The 20,523-nt window shown below is 60.7% G+C and carries 22 protein-coding genes; 9 read left to right on the top strand and 13 right to left on the bottom strand.

Annotated features, from left to right (window positions below):
* Positions 1–60 precede the first annotated feature (60 nt).
* From CCGE525_RS29215 to CCGE525_RS29195, 5 genes are all read right to left on the bottom strand, one after another.
* Positions 61–945 (bottom strand): AraC family transcriptional regulator, encoded by an 885-nt coding sequence (locus CCGE525_RS29215; protein WP_120707722.1) that lies wholly within the window; start codon positions 943–945, stop codon positions 61–63.
* 272 nt (positions 946–1,217) lie between these two features.
* Positions 1,218–1,985: a sulfite exporter TauE/SafE family protein gene (locus tag CCGE525_RS29210; RefSeq protein ID WP_120707721.1), complete on the bottom strand. Its 768-nt coding sequence runs from the start codon at positions 1,983–1,985 to the stop codon at positions 1,218–1,220.
* A 46-nt stretch (positions 1,986–2,031) separates the two neighbouring features.
* On the bottom strand, positions 2,032–3,189 hold the full coding sequence (locus CCGE525_RS29205) for a M20 family metallopeptidase (RefSeq protein WP_120707720.1): 1,158 nt from the start codon (positions 3,187–3,189) through the stop codon (positions 2,032–2,034).
* Positions 3,190–3,227: 38 nt separating this feature from the next.
* Positions 3,228–4,724: an ABC transporter substrate-binding protein gene (locus CCGE525_RS29200; RefSeq protein WP_120707719.1), complete on the bottom strand. Its 1,497-nt coding sequence runs from the start codon at positions 4,722–4,724 to the stop codon at positions 3,228–3,230.
* A 62-nt stretch (positions 4,725–4,786) separates the two neighbouring features.
* Positions 4,787–5,716, bottom strand: a complete 930-nt coding sequence (locus tag CCGE525_RS29195; RefSeq protein WP_120707718.1) for a polysaccharide deacetylase family protein — start codon at positions 5,714–5,716, stop codon at positions 4,787–4,789.
* A gap of 119 nt (positions 5,717–5,835) precedes the next feature.
* On the opposite strand from CCGE525_RS29195, the gene CCGE525_RS29190 reads away from it, so the two are divergent.
* Positions 5,836–6,606 carry an IclR family transcriptional regulator gene (locus tag CCGE525_RS29190; protein ID WP_120707717.1) on the top strand — a complete coding sequence of 257 codons (771 nt, stop codon included), beginning with the start codon at positions 5,836–5,838 and terminating at the stop codon, positions 6,604–6,606.
* 86 nt (positions 6,607–6,692) lie between these two features.
* On the opposite strand, the gene CCGE525_RS29185 is transcribed toward CCGE525_RS29190, so the two are convergent.
* The 5 genes from CCGE525_RS29185 to CCGE525_RS29165 form a co-directional block, all read right to left on the bottom strand.
* Positions 6,693–7,226, bottom strand: coding sequence for an NUDIX hydrolase (locus CCGE525_RS29185; RefSeq protein WP_120707716.1), 534 nt, complete (start codon positions 7,224–7,226; stop codon positions 6,693–6,695).
* A 4-nt stretch (positions 7,227–7,230) separates the two neighbouring features.
* Entirely contained in the window at positions 7,231–8,244 is a 1,014-nt protein-coding gene (locus CCGE525_RS29180; RefSeq protein ID WP_120708689.1) for a LacI family DNA-binding transcriptional regulator, read from the bottom strand.
* A gap of 255 nt (positions 8,245–8,499) precedes the next feature.
* The gene (locus CCGE525_RS29175) at positions 8,500–9,147 is read right to left on the bottom strand and encodes a protein-L-isoaspartate(D-aspartate) O-methyltransferase (protein WP_342637440.1); all 648 of its coding nucleotides are present in this window, start codon (positions 9,145–9,147) and stop codon (positions 8,500–8,502) included.
* Between the two features lie 35 nt (positions 9,148–9,182).
* Complete coding sequence (locus CCGE525_RS29170; protein WP_120707714.1) at positions 9,183–9,617, bottom strand: CBS domain-containing protein; 435 nt, start codon at positions 9,615–9,617, stop codon at positions 9,183–9,185.
* A 179-nt stretch (positions 9,618–9,796) separates the two neighbouring features.
* Complete coding sequence (locus tag CCGE525_RS29165) at positions 9,797–10,024, bottom strand: hypothetical protein (protein WP_120707713.1); 228 nt, start codon at positions 10,022–10,024, stop codon at positions 9,797–9,799.
* Positions 10,025–10,187: 163 nt separating this feature from the next.
* On the opposite strand from CCGE525_RS29165, the gene CCGE525_RS29160 reads away from it, so the two are divergent.
* The 3 genes from CCGE525_RS29160 (at position 10,188) to CCGE525_RS38530 (ending at position 11,052) form a co-directional block, all read left to right on the top strand.
* Positions 10,188–10,529: a hypothetical protein gene (locus tag CCGE525_RS29160; RefSeq protein ID WP_162950341.1), complete on the top strand. Its 342-nt coding sequence runs from the start codon at positions 10,188–10,190 to the stop codon at positions 10,527–10,529.
* Positions 10,530–10,605: 76 nt separating this feature from the next.
* Complete coding sequence (locus CCGE525_RS29155) at positions 10,606–10,893, top strand: BON domain-containing protein (RefSeq protein ID WP_245472203.1); 288 nt, start codon at positions 10,606–10,608, stop codon at positions 10,891–10,893.
* A gap of 15 nt (positions 10,894–10,908) precedes the next feature.
* Positions 10,909–11,052, top strand: a complete 144-nt coding sequence (locus CCGE525_RS38530; RefSeq protein WP_162950260.1) for a hypothetical protein — start codon at positions 10,909–10,911, stop codon at positions 11,050–11,052.
* A 341-nt stretch (positions 11,053–11,393) separates the two neighbouring features.
* Here the strand turns inward: CCGE525_RS38530 and CCGE525_RS29145 are convergent, their stop codons facing one another.
* Positions 11,394–11,717 (bottom strand): hypothetical protein, encoded by a 324-nt coding sequence (locus CCGE525_RS29145; protein ID WP_120707709.1) that lies wholly within the window; start codon positions 11,715–11,717, stop codon positions 11,394–11,396.
* A 198-nt stretch (positions 11,718–11,915) separates the two neighbouring features.
* On the bottom strand, positions 11,916–12,815 hold the full coding sequence (locus CCGE525_RS29140) for a LysR family transcriptional regulator (RefSeq protein ID WP_120707708.1): 900 nt from the start codon (positions 12,813–12,815) through the stop codon (positions 11,916–11,918).
* A 105-nt stretch (positions 12,816–12,920) separates the two neighbouring features.
* Between CCGE525_RS29140 and CCGE525_RS29135 the strand changes: the two genes are divergently transcribed.
* Both CCGE525_RS29135 and CCGE525_RS29130 read left to right on the top strand, forming a co-directional pair.
* Positions 12,921–13,400 carry an ester cyclase gene (locus CCGE525_RS29135; RefSeq protein ID WP_120708688.1) on the top strand — a complete coding sequence of 160 codons (480 nt, stop codon included), beginning with the start codon at positions 12,921–12,923 and terminating at the stop codon, positions 13,398–13,400.
* The gene (locus CCGE525_RS29130; RefSeq protein ID WP_120707707.1) at positions 13,397–14,326 is read left to right on the top strand and encodes an NADP-dependent oxidoreductase; all 930 of its coding nucleotides are present in this window, start codon (positions 13,397–13,399) and stop codon (positions 14,324–14,326) included. The genes CCGE525_RS29135 and CCGE525_RS29130 overlap by 4 nt, the downstream gene beginning before the upstream one ends.
* Positions 14,327–14,409: 83 nt before the next feature.
* Here the strand turns inward: CCGE525_RS29130 and CCGE525_RS29125 are convergent, their stop codons facing one another.
* Positions 14,410–15,735 (bottom strand): dicarboxylate/amino acid:cation symporter, encoded by a 1,326-nt coding sequence (locus tag CCGE525_RS29125; protein WP_120707706.1) that lies wholly within the window; start codon positions 15,733–15,735, stop codon positions 14,410–14,412.
* 218 nt (positions 15,736–15,953) lie between these two features.
* On the opposite strand from CCGE525_RS29125, the gene CCGE525_RS29120 reads away from it, so the two are divergent.
* The 3 genes from CCGE525_RS29120 to CCGE525_RS29110 all read left to right on the top strand — a co-directional run bounded on the left by CCGE525_RS29120 (position 15,954) and on the right by CCGE525_RS29110 (position 20,522).
* On the top strand, positions 15,954–17,831 hold the full coding sequence (locus tag CCGE525_RS29120; RefSeq protein ID WP_162950340.1) for a sensor histidine kinase: 1,878 nt from the start codon (positions 15,954–15,956) through the stop codon (positions 17,829–17,831).
* Positions 17,828–19,213: a sigma-54-dependent transcriptional regulator gene (locus CCGE525_RS29115; protein ID WP_120707705.1), complete on the top strand. Its 1,386-nt coding sequence runs from the start codon at positions 17,828–17,830 to the stop codon at positions 19,211–19,213. Before CCGE525_RS29120 ends, CCGE525_RS29115 begins: the two co-directional genes overlap by 4 nt.
* Before the next feature lie 163 nt (positions 19,214–19,376).
* Positions 19,377–20,522: an HlyD family secretion protein gene (locus CCGE525_RS29110; RefSeq protein WP_425375906.1), complete on the top strand. Its 1,146-nt coding sequence runs from the start codon at positions 19,377–19,379 to the stop codon at positions 20,520–20,522.
* Position 20,523 lies beyond the last annotated feature (1 nt).

Below are 20,523 nucleotides of genomic sequence, written 5' to 3'. Positions count from 1 at the left end.
TTCGCATGCCCCGGTCCTTCTTGCCCCGATTGTCTGGTCTCTCCTCCCGGTCCTCCCTTTTTATGCGGCCTCCACCGCTCTTACATTCTGCGCCAGCAATGTTCTGAAGCGCGAGGGCGCCATGCCCTTCTGATCCAGAAAACGACGATTGAAATTCGAGATATTGTTGAAGCCGGCGGCAAAGCAGATGTCGGTAATCGACATTTCCGCTTTGCTCATCAGTAGGTGGCAGGCGAAATTGATCCGCAGCCGATTGACGTATTGAACGAGCGCCATGCCGGTATGCCGGCGAAAGCTGCGCGAGAACGCGCTCGGGCTCTGGCCCGTCAACTCCGCAAGATCAGCTTCGCTGAACGGCTCCGTCAGATGCGTGTTGATGTAGGCCAATGCCTGGTTGACCCCGGCCGACATGAATCCCGAAGGATCGGGATGATAGCGTGTGCTGGCGAGGGTGGAAGCATTCTGGGCGCTGCTCAACGCATTCAGAACGTTCATGAAAAGCTCGATACGACGAATTCCTTTGGCTTCGACCAGCTCACCGAGGATCGGCCCGACGAGCGCCGCGGTTTCCGGCGTGAACAGCACGCCGCGGCGGCTCATCTCCAGGATGTCGATGCATCCGGAAAGCTCGGGAAAAACCCTGTTTGCGTCGGCAAAGAAGGATTCGGAGAATTGAAGCACCCTGCAGCGCAGCGGCAGGCAGGTGCCCGGCGGCACATCACTCACCCAATTGTGCGGGAGGTTCGGACCTGTCAGCACGAGGTTTCCGGGCTCGAACTCACCGATGAAATCGCCGACGAAATATTGTCCCGTCGTTGCCACGACATGATGGATTTCATATTCGGGATGGAAATGCCAGCGGACCGTACGATAGGGATAGCCGTGCTCCCATGCCTTGAAGGACTCGGCGCTACCGATCGCGACCACTTCCAAATCTGGGGTCATGCCGTCCTCCTGCCTGCATCCGGCCGGATTTTTCCGGCACCGGAACCTCCTCCCAGAGGCCATTGTTCCTTTTCCACTGATGCGACTTTACGCGGGGACATTAACGCCCGCTACTACGCCATCGACGTCGAGCTGATACTTTTTTGACAATTATGCGACGATTTGGTGTCTGATCGCATAGGAGCGCAGGTCTGCCGCGTGCAATTAGTAGTTGCCTTCGCGGCTTTTTCGGCTCCGGACATGACGCTCCGGCCACAGGCACCGCGCCCGTGCTAGCTCCAGCCAATCGCCTTCGGAATTGCCGGCAGTGCAAGTGACAGCCCCGATGCGCAAAGCAAAAGAAAGACGATCAGCTTCAGGACCTTAGGCGACAAGGGCGGCGGCAGGTGCCTGGCCAGGTGGGTGCCGATCGCAACGGTGACGACGGCTGAGAAGGCTGGCCAATAATGGAGTTCGGGAAAGGTATCGTCGGCGATGACGACGAGAAGACGGATCAACGCATTGAAAGCGAAGATTGCCACCAGCGTCTCACGGATGGCGGCGATCGGCAGCGGCTGGCGGTAGAAATGATAGACCAGCGGCGGGCCGCTAGTGGAGAACAGTCCGCTCATGATGCCCGAGAAGGCGCCAAAGAAGACAAAGGACGAATTCGTCGCTTCCTGTTGCTCCTTCTTGGGCGGCAGAACCAGTTGCAGGGAGGAGATGACAATGACGACACCGAGGATGATGCGCAGATAGATCAGCCCGTTAGTAGCGAGAACATCGAGCAGGAAGTAGCCCGCCACCAGTGTCGGCAGGCTGCTGCACAACACCAGAACGAGCTCCCTGCGCAATACATCGCGCCAGCCCTTCACCATCATGATCGTCGCGTTGACCAGCGTCAGCACGCCTGCCACCACTGCCGCATCCCGTAGCGGCATGACGGCGGTAAGACCGACACCGCCCATCAGCAGCAAGCCGAAGGCAAAGCCCGTCAATGTCTGCACATAGGCGGCCACTCCGGCCATCAGGACGAAGCCCAGAATTTCAGCCGTCGTCATTGTTCGGCAATACCTGGGAATACGCCCTCGATCGGTTGCAGAGGCATCAGGCGTCTCCGTCGAGCGTCAACATCAGATTGGCGAGCAATGCCGTGCGCGGCGCTACGCTGCTGACATGAATATACTCATCGAACGTATGGGCACCGGCACCATCCGCACCCAGGCCGTCGAGCGTAGCGACGCCGAGGGCGGCGGTGAAATTGCCGTCCGAGCCTCCCCCGGTGCTGACTCCTTCCAACGTGATGCCGAGTTCGGCGGCGATCTCTGCTGTATGGTCGAAGAGTCGCCGGCCGCTTTCCGATTGCGCGAAGGGTGGCCGGCTGAGGCCTCCGCTGATCTCGATGGTGATGTCCGGATCGACCGGCTTCACGGCCTCGATCTTGCCGAGGATTTCCACCGCCGCCTGCTCGTCGGGCAGGCGGGCATCGACCTGCATGCGGCATTCCGCCGGTACCGTGTTGCGGCCGGTTCCACCGCGGATGGTGCCGACGGTCACGGTGACGCCACTCGCTGGATCGTTCAGCGCTTCGAGTTCGAGTACCAGCCGCGCGGCGGCACGGATCGCACTTCGGCCATCCTGCGGCCTGCTGCCGGCGTGGGAAGCGCGGCCGCGAACGACGATGTCGTACATGGCGACACCCTTGCGCGCGACGACGATCTTGCCGCCGTCCCGGGCAGGCTCGACCACTAGCGCATAGCGGGCATTGCGGCCATAGGTTTCGATCAATGCGCGGGAGCTGACGCTGCCCATCTCCTCGTCCGGCATGAAGAGCAGATCGACCGGAAGCTTCAGACCGGAATCGTGCCGGACGGCGAGCTTCATCGCCTCCAACGCCATCAGCGCGCCTGCCTTCATGTCGTAGATACCGGGCCCATAGACACGATCGCCCTCCTGTCGCCAGGGCAGCGTGGTCTTGATCGTGCCGGGCTCATGAACCGTGTCGAGGTGGGCAAGGATCAGCGTGCTTTTCTGATTGCTGCCCGCAGGGCGCGGCGTGCGCACAGCAAGAATATCGCCGAACCCCATCGTGCCTGGCGTCCGCTCGGTGACGAGACCGGCGGCCTTGGCGATCGCCTCGACGCGATCGACCAGACTGTTCACGGCATCCGCATCGGGCGTATGCGTTTCCAGTTCCACCCAATGCCGCAATTCTGCGAGCAGGGCTGCCTGGTCGATATCATCAGCCGAAATCTCGAGGGTCATGAAAGATATCCAATTCAGAAATCAGGCGGCCGCCCGGCTCACTGCTGCCAGCTCATGTCCATGACGAACATGGCTTCGTTCGGGCTCGGCTGCCACTTCAGATGGCTGTTGGCGCCGTAAACGGCGTCGCTCTGATATAGGCCGATGCCGGGTACATCGTCCCTCAGGATCTCGTAGGCTTTCTGGTAGTCCGCCAGCCGCTTGCCGTTGTCGAGCGTCGAACGCGCGTAGTCGACAAGGCTGTCGAATTGCGGATTGCTGTATTTCGCCCAGCTGCTGCCGGTGCGAAAGAGCGGGAAGATGATGCCATCCGCATCCTGGCAGGCGCAGGACCAGCGGCCGAGCGCGACGCTTCCGGCGTCCTTGGCGTCACCCTGGCGGCGCTTCAGGAATGTCGCCTGATCGAGCGCGGTAATTTCCGTATTAAGGCCGACGTCGTTCAACATCTGCTGGATGGCCTCCACCATCGAGCGATCATAGGCCGGCGAGGTCAGGAACTCGATCTTCGCCCCTTCGGCGCCTGCTTCCTTGATCAAGGCGCGCGCCTTGTCCGGGTCGAAAGGGTAGCCTTCGACCTTGTCGGTATAGCCGAAGATCGGTTGCGCGCCGAGAATGTTCACCGGGGACCCGAAGCCCTGCAGCAGCGCGTCGATCAGGGTCTGCCGGTCGATCGCATAGGCGATCGCCTGGCGCACGCGGACGTCCTTGGTCGCTCCAGCCTGAGCGTTGATGTAGATATAGCCGACGCGCTCCGTCGGAACCGACAGCACCTGCGCACCCTGATCGCTCTTCAGCGCGATCGCCTGATCGGAAGGAAGATCGCGAACAAGATCGGCTTTTCCGGCCTTCAGGTCGGCGATACGGGTCGACACGTCGGGCACGGCACGAAAGAAGACATGTTCGAACGGTGGCTTTGTGCGCCAGTAGTGATCGTTGGCCTGCAGCTCGGTCTGTACGCCCTTCTGCCACTGCACGAGCTTGTAGGGGCCGCTGCCCATGGGCTTTTGATTGAATTCCTGAGCGCCCACCTTCTCGACATAGGCCTTCGGCACGATCGAAAGCTTGACGAGTTGGGCAAGCAATGCCGGATAGGGCGATTTCGTCATCACCTTCACGACGGTCGGACTGGTCGCCTCGGCCTTGTCGATCTGGTTGAACTGCGACAGTTGCGGGCTCTTCAGGGCCGGATCGATAATGCGGTTGATGCTGTAGACGACGTCATCGGCCGTCAGCTTGCTGCCGTCCTGGAAAGTCACGTCATCGCGGATCTGAAACTCCAGCGTTTTGTCGTCGAGATATTTCCAGGAGGTCGCGATCTGCGGCACGATCGAGCCCGATAAATCGCGGGTGATGAGATTGTCGAAGATATTGCGGTAGACGCTGTAGCTGTCGGTGTCCCATTGAAGATGCGGATCGAGCGTCGCCGCGTCATTCGGCAGGTCGATGGTCAGCGTATCTTTTGCCGATTGAGCATAGGCTGCCGATGCCAGGAGGCCCAGGGCAATGGCGGCTGCGGATAGAAACCTGGAATGCATAGTCTGAAACCCCTCTTTTATATCTCGAAATCTCGTAACATCCTTACCTAGCGACGGTCATTCTACTTGCCCGATGCCCGCAAGCCAGCTTCTGCCGCGCAGTAAGCGGCAAGTTCCGCATGGGTGGTAAACCATACGTCGCCCTTGGCCTGTGCCTGACGGATGATCTCTTCCAGAATGAAGATGCGCGAGCGATGGCCCACGTGGTGGGGATGAAGAGTGAGCTGAAAAAGCCCCCCTTCCTCATAGGCCACTTCCAGTTCGCGTTGGAAAATATCGAGAAGCATCGACGGACCGCCGTATGGCCGCGCTCCCGTCATGCGATCCATCGCCACATAGGGAGCGTCGTCGCGGATCCATTCCACGGGAATTTCGACGATGCCCGTCGGCTCGCCGTCTTCAAGGAGCTCATAGGGTTCGTCATCGGCCATCAGCGAGGAATCATAGAGCAGGCCCATTTCACGGGCGATCTTCAGCGTATAGGGGCTGAAATCCCAGGAGGCCGTGCGCATGCCGACCGGCCGCACGCCGGAAATGCGCTCCAGCACATCGGCTGCGCGCAATGCAAGGTCCCGTTCGGTCGCCTCGTCCAGGCGCGAGTTGAACTCGTGAATCCAGCTATGCATGCCGAGTTCATGACCTGAGGCCACCACGGCACGCACTTCATCGACATTGATCATCGCCGATACCGCCGGCATGAAGACCGAGGCCGGAACCGCGTATTTGTCGAGAAGCTTAAGGATGCGCGGCATGCCGGAACGGGCGCCGTACTGCCCCTGGCTCATGCGGCCGAACGAAACGCCGCCATTGCGCAGCTCCACGGTCTCGTGATCGGCATCGAAGGACAAGGCCACCGCCATGTGGGCGCCGTTCTTCCATTTCGCCGGCCGTAGCGACCGTCCGGCACGGACCTTGTTGACGCTCTTCTGCCAGAGATCGTCCGGCCAGAGCCAGGGTTCGCTGATCGTTGCCTGCTTTTGCGTCTCGCCCATCGCCGCTTCCATCGTCGCGCCCGTCTTTCGAAGGGCAACTCTCTTGCCGGTGTCGTTTTTCCAGGCAAAACTGTTACAAGCCAATCAATTGATCAACAACGTGGGAATCGTTCACGTATATGAACTCCGAGGTGAAGAGCGCCGGTCGTATCCTCGACATACTGGAGTATATGGCCGAACGGCGGGAGGCAGTGGCCTTGTCGCAGATCATCAGGGATCTGACGCTGCCGAAAAGCAGCGCTCATGGGCTGATCCAGACGCTCACCGCGCGCGGCCATCTCGTGCAGGATGCAGCTGGGCGCTACATGCTGGTCGAGGCGGGCCGGCATGGCTTTCCCTTCCGCCGCCATGAGGAGCCGCTGATCGTCACCGCCACTCCCTTCATGGAACGCCTGCGCGATCTCTCCGGCGAGACCGTGCTGCTCAGCACCATGAACGCCCATTGTGACGTCCGCCGGCTGGCAAAGTGCGTCAGCCACCATCCCGTGCGTTACGATGTGAACATGGATGCCGCAATCAGCGCCTATTGCACCGCAACCGGCCGCGTCATGCTCGCCTACGCGCCGCAGCCGACTGTGGAGGACTATCTCTCCCGCGTGCGGTTTCTCTCCTACACCCGCTATACCATCACCGAGCTTCAGGACATCCGCGATATCCTCGCAAAGGTGCGACGCGATGGATATGCAATCAACGATCAGGAGTTCGTCACCGGCTCGACTGGCATCGCAGCCCCACTCTTCGACGCGAACGGCAACGTCGTCGCCGCCCTCAATCTCGGCACACTGACCAGCCGTTACGTCGAACGCCGCGAGGCACTCCTGCTGATGCTGCGCAGCACCGCGGATGAGATCAGCCGCAGCCTCGGATATCGGGCGAAGCCGAGACAATGACCTATCCAGTTTCCGCTCACGCTGTCGCTAAGCCGGATTCGAAGAAGGCATAGCCGGCTGACGTATGGGCGCGGGCGTAGCGAACGCTATTTCTTCGCTTTCGTCCGCCTGAGCTTTCGATCGGCCATCAGGAGAAGGCCCTTGAGTTCCGGTTCGCGCACACGACCTGCCGCTTCGATAAAGGAGATCCATTCGATGCGGCGCTGACCTCTTTCCGGAAAGTTCTCACAGGTTTTTTCGACTTCAAGAAGGTGCACTTGCACGATGCAGGGAACGCGGTTGCCGTCGACAAGTTGCTTCAGGTAGGTGAAATAGCCGAACGGTTTCTTCTTGATCTTACCGCGCACGCCGGCTTCCTCGAAAGCCTCTATCGCAGCAACCTCGTGCGGCTTTTTCCCCCTTATCGGCCAGCCCTTCGGAACAATCCAGCGTCCGCTTTCACGGCTGGTGACGACAAGCACTTCTGCCGCACCAAACTCCGGATGTTTCCGGTAGCAGATAGCCCCATATTGCTCATATGTCGGACCATGAAACAGTGCATCCGCATGGGAGGCGAGATCAGACAGAAATCTATCCGATCCTCCCGAGGATTTCGTCCGGGCCAAGATCAAAGGTGCCATGTCGTCAGCCACCCCTGATCGAGCTGCGCCAAACGAGATCGGCGTGAAGGCGGATGGCGGACGCCCGTCCTTCCGGGTTGGCGACCGGCTCGTTTTCGAGCCAGAGGATCGCCTCCCGAGCAATGGTGGCAAGCGGCTGGGCAAAGGTCGTCAGTTGATAGGATGCCCAGGAGGCCTGTTCGATGTTGTCGAAACCGGCGATGCAAAGCTGGTTGGGGACAGAGATGGAAAACTGGTGGCGGGCAGCATCCATGAAGCCGCAGGCAAGCAGATCGGTCGCGCAGAAGACGGCATCCGGTCGTTGGCTCTGGGTAAGCAACCGCTGTGCAAGAATCCTGCCGCTTTCATAGCTGGTCCAGCCATAGCGCTCGACAACCACGTCCAGGCCGTGCGCCCTGGCCGTAGCAACGAAGCCGTTCTCCCTTGCCATAAGGCTTGGCGTGCCGGCTTCCGAGTTGGCGAAGGCCAGTCTGCGGCAGCCGGCGCGAAGGAAGGCAATCAGGATGCGGCTGGCGGCCTCTTCGTCATCGAGATTGATCCGCAAAGGTCCGTCCTGCTCGTCGTCGCGATTGATCAATACCAGGCGCTGACCACTCTTCAGGCAGAGCTGCGTGATAGACTTATCGGGCATCCCCGAGAGAATGATTGAGGCATCGGCGCGGTAACGGATCGCCTGGCGCAGTGCCAGGTCGACACTGCCGTCGGAAAGATCGGTGTTGATGAGCATGGCAATCTTGCCGGTATTCTGCAGCTCCTGCGTCAGAGCCTTGATAAGACCGGAGCGATGCGGCGTTGCCAGGTCGGACACGATCAGGCACACGATGCCGCTTTCGTTGCGCATCAGCCCGCGTGCGAGATGGTTGACATGGTAACCCAGTGTCTCGGCGGCATCGAGCACCTTCCGCCGCGTCTCGGGCGACACGCTCGCCCCTGGGGTGAACGTGCGCGACACGGCCGATCGGGAGACCCCTGCACGGTCCGCCACCTCCTGTGCGCTCACGAACACTTTCTGCGACACGCCACTCTCCTGCTCGCCGGCGACTCCGCTCAATTTTGCAATTGCGTGCATCATCCTGTGAGCCGCTGCGATGACAGTTTTATGAAGAAAGCTGTTGATGGTGACGTAGGGTTATGCGGCATTTGCACGCGCTTGCAAGGCTCGCAGGATGGGCAAGAGAGGCGATGGGAAAACATGCTCGGCGCGACGTGCCCGTCAGTCGCACGCAACCAGGTTGATTACGGCGTTGCAGGCTTTGCGGTTGAGGCGATGTGATCAGCGATAGTCTTCACTTCCGCCCCGCTCGCTGATCAGCGGCACAAAAATCACGGCGCCGAGGTTTTGGGTGGCAAAATCATCCGGGCCTTTTCGCAGGATTTTCAGAAGCGTCTGCCTGCTCTCCTCCGGCCCCACGGGGATGATCAGCCGGCCGCCGGTCGCCAGCTGCTCTTTGAGCGCCTGCGGCACCACCGGGGCGGCGGCGGAGACAAGGATGGCGTCGAAGGGTGCCGCTTCCGGCCATCCCCTCGAACCGTCTCCACAATGCAAATCGACATTGTCGTAGCCGAGACGGTGCAATCGTTCGGCAGCCCCCGCCGCCAGAGAGGCGTGGCGTTCCACGGCAACGACATGAGCCGCTATGCGGCTGAGGATCGCAACCGCATAGCCCAGCCCGGCGCCGACTTCGAGAACCGTGTCGTCGGGCTTGACTTCGGCCGCCTCGATCATCAGAGCAACCATATAGGGCTGGGAGATCGTCTGCCCCTTGCCGATCGGCAGCGGGCAGTCGTTATAGGCAAACATCTCGAAGCCCTTCTCGACGAACAATTCCCGCGGTATCCGTCGCATAGCCTCCAGCACCGCCGGATCGCGAATGCCGCGCCCGGCGATCTGCTTTTCCACCATGCGAAGACGTCCGTGCATCGTCGGCTGTCTCAACGACCGAAACATGCCGAGGTTCACGGCGTCTGGCTATGCATGCCACCGTGGCGCGAAATGCCCTTCAGCGCTTCGCCGGCTGCACCGTTGCCTTGGGCTACGGCGATATCGCCGAGCGACAGGATACCAACCAGCCGCTTGCTATGATCCAGCACCGGCAGGCGCCGAACCTTGATATTACCCATGTTGCGGCAGACCTCATCGATCTCCTGATCGTCGAAGCAATATTTGACTTCCGATGTCATTACGTCGCGGACCTTCGTGTCCGGGCCTCTGCCCTTGGCGATGCCGCGGATGGCGATATCACGATCGGTGATCATGCCGACCAAACGGTCATGGTCGCCGACAGGCAGGATGCCGGCGTCGAGATTCGCCATCGTCTGGGCGGCCTGCAGGATCGTTTCGTCGGGATTGGTGATGCGCACATCGTGCGTCATGGCGTCTCGAACTTTCATTGGCTCCTCCATGATCGGACGCCCGTGTCCGGACGTTAGCCACGGAACACATCTTTCCAGCGACCTTAGATCGGGCGGGCGCCCGGCTCCCCACTGGTCGCGGCACCCTCTTCTGAGGGCCCGTTACAACAACAAGCGAAACGCCGATCTGTTCCAGTCCTCGGCGCGGATATTCGAAATTACATGTCGAATTCGTCGTCTTCATCGGCGGAAAGCAGTTCGACAAGCTCAGCCACCTTGCCGCTCGGCAGCGTCCTGCCCTCACCAATCAGGGCCTCATCATTGTTGACCCAGGCCCAGGCTTCCGCGAGCTCGCCCAGCGTTGCCCCGGTCGCGAAGACATTCGCCATCAGGGTCTCATCGATAGGTCCAAGAACGGAGACGATATCTTTTGCACTTATGGTCATGCGCATTCTCCTGAAATCGGCAGAGGCCCTTCATCCCCTTGGGGACGGAACGAAATCCCTCCAGCTTTGTTCCGGCATTCGATGTCGACCATGACCATGGGTTGGCTATCTCGGAACATTCTTGGCCGGCGACGGTTTGCCCTCCGAAGGACAGGAGGATGCCATGGTCAAAATCAGACAGATGGAACCGAAAGATACTCCCTCCGTTGAGGCCGATATCCGCACATGGCAAGCACTCGATCAGGCTGCGGGCGGTTCCGCAGATATCGATGCGCCGGAAGCCAGATATGTCTATTCCGAACCCGGCACCGACGACGCGCGGTCGGCGGACGATGCGCATTGTGACAGGCAGCGCAGGGAAGCCTTAGATGCAGCCGCCGGCCGGATTGCGGCGGCAGTGAGGGCTTCGCGGCCGCGAGATAGTCTCACGATGCGCGATGCTGCAATGCTGGCAATCGGCGGTCTCGCCGGCTTCTTGCTGCGCGGTGTTCTGACGGGTCGATAAACAGCTCCGAAAGCAGAGATGGAACCTTATGGTGTTTTCCTTGTTGCGCTTCATGAGCCAACGAAGGGAGGGCATCATGCAACGCCATCACAAGGAACATAGCGCCGAGGAGAGAAACCCGTTCAAGCTCTCCGAAACGCAGTGGCGGCCGGATGCAGAGATTCGCGCAGAGATTCAGGAGAGATTGAACGAAGACCCGCTGCTGGATGCCACGAGCATCTTCGTTTCCGTCAGCAGCGGCCGTGTCCTCATCGAAGGATCGGTCGAAAACGACGAAGCCAAGCGACGGGCCGAAACGCACTCCCGTCAGGTAAGCGGCATCAGCGGTCATGACAGCAATCTCTGCATCCGTAGGCCGCGATAGAAAGCGAAGACGGACATGCGCGCATTGCTGATCATCATACTGGCATTGATGGTGGCCTCGATTCTCAGCCTCATCGTCATCAAACCGTTCGTGACCAAAAACGACCAGAATTCGACCGTCGCCCAGAAGACCATCGAGCAGCCGGAACCGAAGCCGTAGGCGTGTCACCACAGGTTTACTTGGCCTGCGGTGTGTTGTTTCCTTGCTCGTCCGGCACGTTGCCGGGCGGTATGACCGGTGTCTTGCCGCCACGCGGCGCCGGCTTTTCCATTGCGCTGTCTCCCGTCGCCGGCGGTTTGAGGACACCACCGCAATCCGAAAGTTTCTGACCGGTGCTATCCTGAGAACGAGGCGCCGTCTGCCCACCTTCGGTCTGCTTGTTGGCATCCGGAGCCGCACAAGGATCACCGCCTGGCATTTGCTGTGCGGATGCGATTCCCGGTATCGCAACCATCAGTGCTGCAACGAGTAAGAACCGCCCATTTGGCCGGTATGATGCTTCAGATCTGCGTGGAGATGATGGTGTCGACATCAATCGTGCCGCTGACGACACCACGCTCGTGATGTGTCCTGCCATTGTCTACCTCGATAACCGTATAGAGTTTTTCGTTGCGGAAAACGCTCGCCATGACGGTCGTCTTGTCTTCCGCCGGTGCAGCATCGATGTCCATGAAGTCCAACTCGCGTTCGGCTGCGACAACGCTGGCATCGCCAGCGGTGCGGGCTGCGACCAGCACTTCGCCATCTGATTTCGCGCCTAGCCAATTGGGATCGACGGCGGCTGCTACTGGAACCAGCCGATAAAGCTTCAAGCTCTCGTCCATGCCGTTCTCCATCGTTGAGAGTGCGGAGCCGCAGGCCGGATGGATGGGAAGCTCGCGTGCCATTTCGTCGGCCGTGGAGAGAAAACGGAAAAATCTCCATGTTCTTCAGCACCATCATGTCCGTTTGGCACGGCCTGCAGCTCTGTTGGCTAACGTCCGGCGGCCGCTGATGTTCCGGCTTATCTCAAGGCGCCGATCTCACATGAGCGTGGCGATGAAGTCGCGAAACCAACGCTGGGCCGGATGCGCATCGTTGCGCCGATGCCAGGACAGCACGAAGGGAATTGGCGCGAGATGCAGAGGCGGTGGCAGAATGACGAGGTCTCCCGCCCTGCCCGAAGCCTCGACGACGCCTGCCATCACGGTCGCAATCATGTCGGAACAGGCAACAAGGACGGGAGCCATGTACATTTGCGGCAAAGTCAATCCGAGCTTGCGCTTGAGGCCGCTTTTTGCGAGCTCCGCATCGACATGACCGAAGCGTTCGTTTTCCGGCGAAACCAGGAGGTGGGAAAGCGCCAGGAATTGGTCGAGCGTCAATGGTCCGAGGGCTGCCGGATGATCCTTTCGCAGGATACAGACAAACCGTTCTTCGAAGAGAGGACGCGCCAATATCCGGCCGGTCGCCGTCGATGGGACGCCGACGGCGACATCGACCTCGCCGGCATCCAACATCGCGATCGCATCGTCTCGCGCGGTAAATTCACGCAGCCGCAGGCTGATAGCGGGGGCCTGCCGGCCAAGTGCCGCAATCAAAGGCGGCAGCAGGACATGGCTCGGATGTTCGGATAGCCCGAGCGTCAATGTCGCAGCCGAGGCCGATGGAACAAATTCCTGCGTGAATTCCAATGTCCGCTGAATATGCGCCAGCGCATGGGAAAGCGGCTCGGCGAGGTCGAGCGCCCGTGGCGTCGGCTGTAGTCCCTTCGGGCCGCGCACAAACAGCTCATCGCGAAGAAGCGCCCGCAGGCGGGCAAGGGCCGCACTCATGGCCGGCTGCGTCCGTCCGATCCGCGCGCCCGCCCGCGTGACGTTCCGCTCCGCCATCAGCGCGTCGAAGGCGACGAGAAGGTTCAAGTCGATACCATGCAAATCCATGAAATGGATGATGCCATATACCGACTATCGATTTCAATCATGATGCGGCGACTCCTAGATTTCGTTCGTCGGCACCTCCCGCCGACAGAACAGGATCAAGGCATCATGAGCAACGAAACAGAAAATACATTCCCCGTCACCGGGCTGAGCGCAACCGAACGGAAGTCTATCGAGACGCTCTATCGCGCTTTCAGCGATAACAACCCCGACCTCTTAGACGAGGCTGTAACATCGGACTGGCAGGATATTCCGCTGGCGCCCGGCCAAGGTCCCGGTCCGGCCGGGCTGAAGCCCATTATCGACGCCTTCATAGCTGCCTTTCCGGACATGAAGATCACCATCAAGGAAATCATCGGCGCGCCAGGCCGAGCCGGCGTGCGCGCGCTCATCACCGGCACGCACAAGGGCGAATGGTTCGGCATCGCTCCAACCAACAAGACCGTCAGCATTCCGCTGCACGAATTCCACCATCTCGAAAACGGCCGGATCACCCACACCTGGCATTTGGAAGACTGGTTCTGGATGCTGCAGCAAGTCGGCGCCTGGCCGCCGGCAGAGGGCGCCACGACAGGGGATGCGCTATGAAAGCCTTCCGCCTCCACGCCTATGGCGACATAGCGAGTGTCGTGACCGAGGATGTTCCGGTGCCGGATACCGGCCCGCATGAGGTCCTCATCCGGGTGGCTGCGGCGAGTGTCAATCCACTCGACCTGAAGCTTATCACCGGTCACGCCGCTGCGTATTTCCCGCTAACCTTTACACACACGCTAGGCACCGATCTCGCGGGAACAGTCGAACAGGCCGGCCCGCTGGCAGCGGGTTGGCGTCCCGGCGACAGGGTTATCGCCCGCCCTGCCCCGACACGGGGCGGCGCTTTCGCCGAATTCGCGGCCGTTCCGGCGAGCCACGTGGCCTCCGCCCCGACGAGCCTGCCGCTCGAAACGGCAGCCGGTCTGCCCACCGCCGCGGCTACGGCTTGGCAAGCCCTTTTCGAAACTGCCCGTCTGGAACGTGGACAGACTGTCCTCATCCACGCCGCCGCCGGCGGTGTCGGGAGTTTCGCTGTGCAACTTGCCCGGATCGCGGGCGCACACGTCATCGCGACCGCCTCTGCTGCCAATGCCGATCTCGTCCGCGAGCTTGGGGCGTCGCGCGTGATTGACTACCGGAGCCAAGACTTTGCTGGCGATCTCGACGATGTCGATATCGTCCTGGACACGATCGGCGGTGAAACGCAGCAACGTTCCTTTTCCGTCCTGCGCCCCGGCGGAATGCTTGTCAGCATCGTCGCGCCACCCGACGAATTGCTTGCGGCCGCTCACAAGGTGAACGGCGCGTTCGTCTTCCACCAGACCGATGCCACACGTCTCCGATCGATCTCCGGACTATGCGACGCCGGGTCGTTGAGGGTTGTCACGGATCAGGTGTTTGACTTTACCGATATGCAAGCTGCCCTTCAGCGCGTCGCTTCGCAGCGGTCTCGCGGCAAGGTATTGCTGGCGATCGGGTGACCGTGCAGGACGGCAGAAACTGAAAAAGGGCCTCCTGTGAGAGGGAGGCCCTTTTGCATTCTTCAACGGCGAGGATGGCGCCGTTATTCGGCAGGTTGCAACGCCGGCGTTTCGAAGTCGCTGCTCAACTGCCCGGCCATGGCAGCCGAGAATTTCGACCGATCGAGCTCATTCTCCCAGCGCGCAACGACGATGGTGGCCACGGCGTTGCCGACGAGGTTGGTCAGCGCGCGGCATTCCGACATGAAGCGGTCGATACCGAGGATCAACGCCATGCCAGCGATCGGAACCGAGGGGATGACGGAGAGCGTGGCAGCAAGGGTGATGAAGCCGGCGCCGGTGATGCCGGCAGCGCCCTTGGAGCTCAGCATCGCCACTAGCAGCAACAGGATCTGGTCACCGAGCGTCAGCGGCGTATCGGTCGCCTGGGCGATGAAGAGCGCTGCCAACGTCATGTAGATATTGGTGCCGTCGAGATTGAAGGAATAGCCCGTCGGAATGACGAGGCCAACGACGGAGCGCTTGCAGCCGGCGCGTTCCATCTTATTCATCAGGCCGGGCAATGCGGCTTCCGAAGATGAGGTGCCGAGCACCAGCAGCAACTCTTCCTTGATGTAGCGGATCAACGCGAGGATCGAGAAGCCGTTATAGCGAGCGACAGCGCCAAGCACGACGAGCACGAACAGCAGCGACGTCAGATAGAAGGTGCCGATCAGGAATGCCAGATTGGCGATCGTGCCGATACCATATTTGCCGATGGTGAAGGCCATGGCGCCGAATGCACCGATCGGTGCGAACTTCATCAGGATCGACACCATACGGAAAATCGGCGCCGTCAGCACTTGCAGGAAATCCTGCACAGGACGTCCGCGTTCGCCGACTGCGCCGAGCGCGATGCCGAAGATCACCGAGAAGAACAGGACCTGGAGGATATCCCCCTTGGCGAAGGCGCCGACGATGGTGTCCGGGATGATGTTCATCAAGAAGCCGACGACGGAGGCGTCATGTGCTTGCGCCGCATAGTTGTTGACGGCCTTTGTGTCGAGCGTCGCTGGATTGATATGCATGCCGGCGCCCGGCTGCAGGACGTTCGAGACAATAAGGCCAACGGCCAGTGCCAGCGTCGAGAACACCAGGAAATAGAGGAGCGCCTTGCCAACGACACGGCCGAATTTCTTCAGGTCCGACATGCCGGCAATGCCGGTTGCCACCGTCAGGAAGATGACCGGCGCAATGACCATGCGCACCAGCTTGATGAAGGCATCGCCAAGCGGCTGCAAGGACGCGCCGGTTTGCGGATAGAAATGTCCAAGCAGGATACCGGCGGCAATGGCGGCGAGAACCTGCACATAGAGATGCCGATAAAAGGGAAGTTTGCCGTGTATCTCGGCGGCTTCGGGTATAATCATGATATCCTCCGTTACGCCCAACCGATCTCTCGGCCCTCCGGGCAACGACCAATCTTCAACAGCCTCCGACTGTTTGGCGGATCGTTGCAACAGGCGTGCCAGATGAAGGAACTTCTCTTAATATATTGATATAAAACACATTTTATGAACGCGCCGCGATTAAGTCTCCAGATTTGTGCGACAATCCGCACAGATTGAATTGCAGCCCGCGCGAAATCATGCACAATGCGCCAATGCTGCAGCGGCCGGCCATGGAACGATTTTCAACGCCTGAGCAACTGGGCCGGCGTTCTCGCCGCGTCTGGTTGGTCTTTGCCATCTTCTGCGCGATCTGTATTGCGGCCGCGCTCTATGGCGCCGGCGTTTATGGCCGCGCGACCGCAATCGAGGCGCTGCAGGGCCAGGGTCGCACCGATGCGAACCTTAAGGTCGCGCTGCTAAGGGCCGTCCTTGAACGCCCCCGCGCCTTGCCGCTGATCTTGGCAGACGACCAGCAGGTGCACGATGCGCTTGCGGCGACGAAGGGCGATGCCGTCGCCACGCTGGACCGCAAACTCGAAAGCCTCGTGTCCGGCACCAAAGCCTCAGTGCTCTATGTCACCGGCAAGGATGGAGTGGCAATCGCATCGAGCAATTGGCGCGAACCGCTGAGCTTCGTCGGCAACGATTATTCCTTCCGCGATTATTTCAGCCGCGCGATGGAGACGGGAACTGCCGAACATTTTGCCCTCGGCAATGTCAGCAACCGCCCCGGCCTCTATATTTCCCGCCGTGTCGGCGATGTGGACGCGGCGCTGGGCGTCGTGGTCGTCAAGATGGAATTCGATCAGCTCGAAGCCGATTGGCGCGAAGCCGGCCGTCCGGCCTATGTGACCGACGAGCACGGCGTCGTGCTGATCACCAGCATTCCCTCCTGGCGCTTCATGACGGCGTCACCGCTGTCTGCCGACAATCTCGCCGCTATCCGCAAGAGCCTGCAATTCGGCGATGCACCTTTGACACCTCTGCCGATCGCTCGTCCCGAAGCCATTGGCCCGGATACGGCTATCGTGCGCGCGGTCCTGCCAGGCAGCAGCGCCGCCGAATATCTGCGCCTGACGACACCGGTCCCTTCGACCCCCTGGCAGTTGGACTATCTCATCCCGACGGACCAGGCGATTTCCGCCACCGTTCGCGAAACGCGCTTTCTCGCGTTGAGCGTGCTTTTACCGATCTTGGCGATAGCCGCCTTCCTGCTGAGGCGCCGCCACGTTTCCGCAATGCAGATCGCCATCAGCAGGATTGCACGTGAGGAATTGGAGCGGCGCGTGCTTGAGCGCACCGAAGATCTCAGCCGCGCTCGCGATCGTCTGGAGGCGGAAATTTCCGATCACCGCGCAACGGAGGCGAAGCTGCAGGTGGTGCAGCAGGAACTGGTGCAGGCCAATCGTCTCGCGATTCTCGGCCAGGTCGCCGCCGGCGTCGCCCATGAGATCAACCAGCCGGTCGCAACCATCCGCGCCTATGCCGACAACGCCCATATCTTTCTGCAGCGAGAACAGATCACGCCGGCGAAAGAGAACCTTTCCTCCATCGCGGCCCTGACCGAGCGGATCGGAACGATCACCGAAGAGTTGAAGGCGTTTGCCCGCAAAGGGCGAAGTGCGCCGGAACCGGTGGAACTTAAAAGCGTCATCGAAGGCGCCGTCATCCTGCTTAAAAGCCGCTTTGCCGGCCGGCTCGATGCCTTGGTGATCGATCTTCCGCCCGCCGGGCTGACGGTTATCGGCACGCGCGTTCGGCTTGAACAGGTGCTGATCAATCTCTTTCAGAACGCGCTCGAAGCATTGGAAGGCCGCGACCAGGCTAAAGTCGACGTTTCGGTGCGGGACACCGCCGAGAGCGTTGCGGTCGTCGTCTCCGACAATGGTCCCGGCATTCCGCCGGCGATCCGCCATTCACTGTTCACCCCCTTCAACACATCGAAGGAAAAAGGCCTTGGCCTTGGCCTCGTCATCTCCAAGGACATCGTCGCCGACTATGGCGGCCGGATCGATGTTGAAAGCTGCGAGAGCGGTACCCGTTTTACCATCCATCTGCGCAAGGCGATTTCATGAGCGACGTTTCCTCGGTCTTCCTCATCGACGACGACAAGGACTTGTTGAAGGCGGCGAAACAAACGCTTGAACTTGCCGGCTTTTATGTCTTTGCCTTCCCCTCGGCGGCAGATGCGCTCGGCGCGCTGGACGCCGGTTTTGCCGGCGTGGTCGTTTCCGATATACGCATGCCGCAAATGGATGGGCAGCAGCTCTTCAGCCGCGTCAAAGAGCAGGATGCGGATCTACCGGTCATTCTGGTTACCGGTCATGGCGATATCCCGATGGCGGTCAAGGCGATCCAGGACGGTGCTTATGATTTCATCACCAAACCCTTCGCCACCGACCGGCTGGTGCAGAGTGTGCGGCGCGCGGCGGAGAAGCGCCGGCTCGTTCTGGAAAACCGTGCCCTTCGGATCGCAGCCGAACAGGCGCAGGGCGATCTGCCGTTGATCGGCCAGACGCCTGCGATGGAGCGGCTACGCCGCACCCTCCGGCAAATCGCGGATACGGATGTCGATGTGCTGGTGACCGGCGAGACCGGCAGCGGCAAGGAAGTGGTCGCGAGCTTGCTGCATCGCTGGAGCCGGCGTGCGGCAGGCAATTTCGTCGCGCTCAATTGCGGGGCTCTCCCCGAAACAGTCATCGAAAGCGAGCTTTTCGGCCACGAACCAGGCGCCTTCACCGGTGCACAAAAGAAACGCGTCGGTCGCATCGAACATGCAAGCGCCGGCACGCTGTTTCTCGATGAGATCGAGAGCATGCCGCCGGCAATTCAGGTGCAGATGCTGCGTGTCCTGGAGATGCGCGAGGTGACGCCGCTCGGTACCAACGAGGTGCGCCCGGTCGATCTCCGCGTCGTTGCGGCGGCGAAGGTCGATCTCGGCGATCCCCGCCAGCGCGGCGATTTCCGTGAAGATCTCTATTACCGTCTCAACGTCGTCACCATCTCCATTCCACCGTTGCGCGACAGATGTGACGATATCCCCCTGCTCTTCGGATATTTCGCGGAACGCGCCGCCAGCCGCTTCAAGCGAGACGTGCCCGCCATTTCGGCCGCCGTCCACCGTCATTTGCAGAGCCACGACTGGCCGGGCAATGTTCGCGAGCTTTCGCACTTCGCCGAGCGTTTCGTCCTTGGCCTGGAGTCGTCTGCGGGGCCAAAGCCAAATGAAATCCCCTCGGCTGATGCAACACTGCCCCTGCCCGTCCGCGTCGAGCGCTACGAGGCCGACCTCATCCGTGAGACGCTTGCTCAAAACGGCGGTGATGTGCGCCGGACAATCGAGGCCCTCGGCATTCCTCGGAAGACCTTCTACGACAAACTCCAACGCCACGGCATCGTCAGGGGAGATTTTGCGGGTTTAGATGGAGATGACCGGCGAACGCCCGTCGGCGAATAGTACGACGCCACAATATGCCACCACCGAAGAAACCGCGTAAACGCCTTGCTTGAAGGCAGGTGCTCGGCGCTGCGGCAAACTGTCCTGCTGGCGAGGCTCGCCAGGAACAGATCTCCCGCCGAAACGTTACCGATCCTATGGCCAACAATATGCGAGTTGTGCCGTGGTCGATGATCAGCGCATCGCTTCGAAAAACAACCAGACCGAACCTCGGATTGAACGTATCCGCCCGGGTGATGATCGGCAGACTGACCGGACCGAGGAAAAACGTCCGTCCTTTGTCCGCCGCCACCCTCTCTGGGTCTTGCTCGGCGTCGTGATTCTCGCGGCCCTTATCGCTGCCGCATGGCTCGGCTGGCTAATCTATTTCCATCCCTATGAGTCGACGGACGATGCCTTCATTGATGCGCGCAGCTTCTCGCTCGCCATGAAAGTCTCGGGCTATGTCTCCGAGGTTCCGGTGACCGACAATCAGCATGTCCAGGCTGGCCAAGTCATCCTGAAGATCGATCCGCGCGATTACCAGATCGCCCTCGACCAGGCCGATGGACAGGTGAACGTCGCAAGCGCCGCCGTAACAAGCACCGGCGCCCAGATCGACGCCGCCACCGCCGCAATCGACGTTGCAAAAGCCCAGCAGAACTCGGCATCGGCGGCGCTGCAATATGCGCAGCAGCAGGCCAGCCGCCAGCAGCAATTGGTCAAGAGCGGATCCGGCAGCGTGCAGGCGGTGCAGCAGGCGGAATCGACCCTACAGCAAAGCCAGGCGAGCCTGGCACAGGCCGAGGCAAACGTCACCTCGGCACTGAAGAACAAAGCGGTTGCCGAAGCCCAGAAGGCGAGTGCCGCCGCCAGTCTGAGCCAAGCTCAGGCGCAGGCCGAAGAAGCACAGCAGAACCTGAAATACACGACAATCGTCGCAGCCCAGCCCGGCCGTGTCGTCCGGCTCACTGGCGCCAAGGGCCAATATATCGAAGCCGGGCAGGCAATCTCGATGTTTGTTCCCGACGAGGTCTGGATCACCGCGAATTTCAAGGAGACGCAATTGACGGACATGCGGCCGGGCCAGCCGGTGGATGTGACGATCGACGCCTATCCAGATCACAAGCTGCACGGCAGAGTCGCTTCGATCCAACCGGGCTCCGGCACGGTGTTCTCCTTGCTTCCCGCCGAGAACGCGACTGGCAATTATGTCAAGGTCACGCAGCGTGTGCCGGTAAAGATCGTCGTCGACAACTGGCCGGCGGATCTATCGATCGGCCCCGGCATGTCCGTGGTCCCAACTGTCACCGTCCGGCCGAGGCATTGAT

It is taken from the genome of Rhizobium jaguaris (assembly GCF_003627755.1).
Classification (GTDB): Bacteria; Pseudomonadota; Alphaproteobacteria; order Rhizobiales; family Rhizobiaceae; genus Rhizobium; species Rhizobium jaguaris.
Note: the sequence above shows the minus strand (reverse complement) of the source record. Positions and strands in the feature narration are given on the sequence as shown.

Bases quoted from the DNA above. Each gene is read 5' to 3' on its own strand.
- CCGE525_RS29160 (WP_162950341.1), top strand. From the start codon at position 10,188: ATGGTCAAAATCAGACAGATGGAACCGAAAGATACTCCCTCCGTTGAG.
- CCGE525_RS29135 (WP_120708688.1), top strand. From the start codon at position 12,921: ATGAGCAACGAAACAGAAAATACATTCCCCGTCACCGGGCTGAGCGCA.
- CCGE525_RS29205 (WP_120707720.1), bottom strand. From the start codon at position 3,189: ATGACCCTCGAGATTTCGGCTGATGATATCGACCAGGCAGCCCTGCTC.
- CCGE525_RS29210 (WP_120707721.1), bottom strand. From the start codon at position 1,985: ATGACGACGGCTGAAATTCTGGGCTTCGTCCTGATGGCCGGAGTGGCC.
- CCGE525_RS29130 (WP_120707707.1), top strand. From the start codon at position 13,397: ATGAAAGCCTTCCGCCTCCACGCCTATGGCGACATAGCGAGTGTCGTG.
- CCGE525_RS29185 (WP_120707716.1), bottom strand. From the start codon at position 7,226: ATGGCACCTTTGATCTTGGCCCGGACGAAATCCTCGGGAGGATCGGAT.
- CCGE525_RS29215 (WP_120707722.1), bottom strand. From the start codon at position 945: ATGACCCCAGATTTGGAAGTGGTCGCGATCGGTAGCGCCGAGTCCTTC.
- CCGE525_RS29155 (WP_245472203.1), top strand. From the start codon at position 10,606: ATGCAACGCCATCACAAGGAACATAGCGCCGAGGAGAGAAACCCGTTC.
- CCGE525_RS29190 (WP_120707717.1), top strand. From the start codon at position 5,836: ATGAACTCCGAGGTGAAGAGCGCCGGTCGTATCCTCGACATACTGGAG.
- CCGE525_RS29120 (WP_162950340.1), top strand. From the start codon at position 15,954: ATGCACAATGCGCCAATGCTGCAGCGGCCGGCCATGGAACGATTTTCA.
- CCGE525_RS29200 (WP_120707719.1), bottom strand. From the start codon at position 4,724: ATGCATTCCAGGTTTCTATCCGCAGCCGCCATTGCCCTGGGCCTCCTG.
- CCGE525_RS29165 (WP_120707713.1), bottom strand. From the start codon at position 10,024: ATGACCATAAGTGCAAAAGATATCGTCTCCGTTCTTGGACCTATCGAT.
- CCGE525_RS29140 (WP_120707708.1), bottom strand. From the start codon at position 12,815: ATGGATTTGCATGGTATCGACTTGAACCTTCTCGTCGCCTTCGACGCG.
- CCGE525_RS29125 (WP_120707706.1), bottom strand. From the start codon at position 15,735: ATGATTATACCCGAAGCCGCCGAGATACACGGCAAACTTCCCTTTTAT.
- CCGE525_RS29175 (WP_342637440.1), bottom strand. From the start codon at position 9,147: ATGCACGGACGTCTTCGCATGGTGGAAAAGCAGATCGCCGGGCGCGGC.
- CCGE525_RS29195 (WP_120707718.1), bottom strand. From the start codon at position 5,716: ATGGGCGAGACGCAAAAGCAGGCAACGATCAGCGAACCCTGGCTCTGG.
- CCGE525_RS29170 (WP_120707714.1), bottom strand. From the start codon at position 9,617: ATGAAAGTTCGAGACGCCATGACGCACGATGTGCGCATCACCAATCCC.
- CCGE525_RS29145 (WP_120707709.1), bottom strand. From the start codon at position 11,717: ATGGACGAGAGCTTGAAGCTTTATCGGCTGGTTCCAGTAGCAGCCGCC.
- CCGE525_RS29115 (WP_120707705.1), top strand. From the start codon at position 17,828: ATGAGCGACGTTTCCTCGGTCTTCCTCATCGACGACGACAAGGACTTG.
- CCGE525_RS38530 (WP_162950260.1), top strand. From the start codon at position 10,909: ATGCGCGCATTGCTGATCATCATACTGGCATTGATGGTGGCCTCGATT.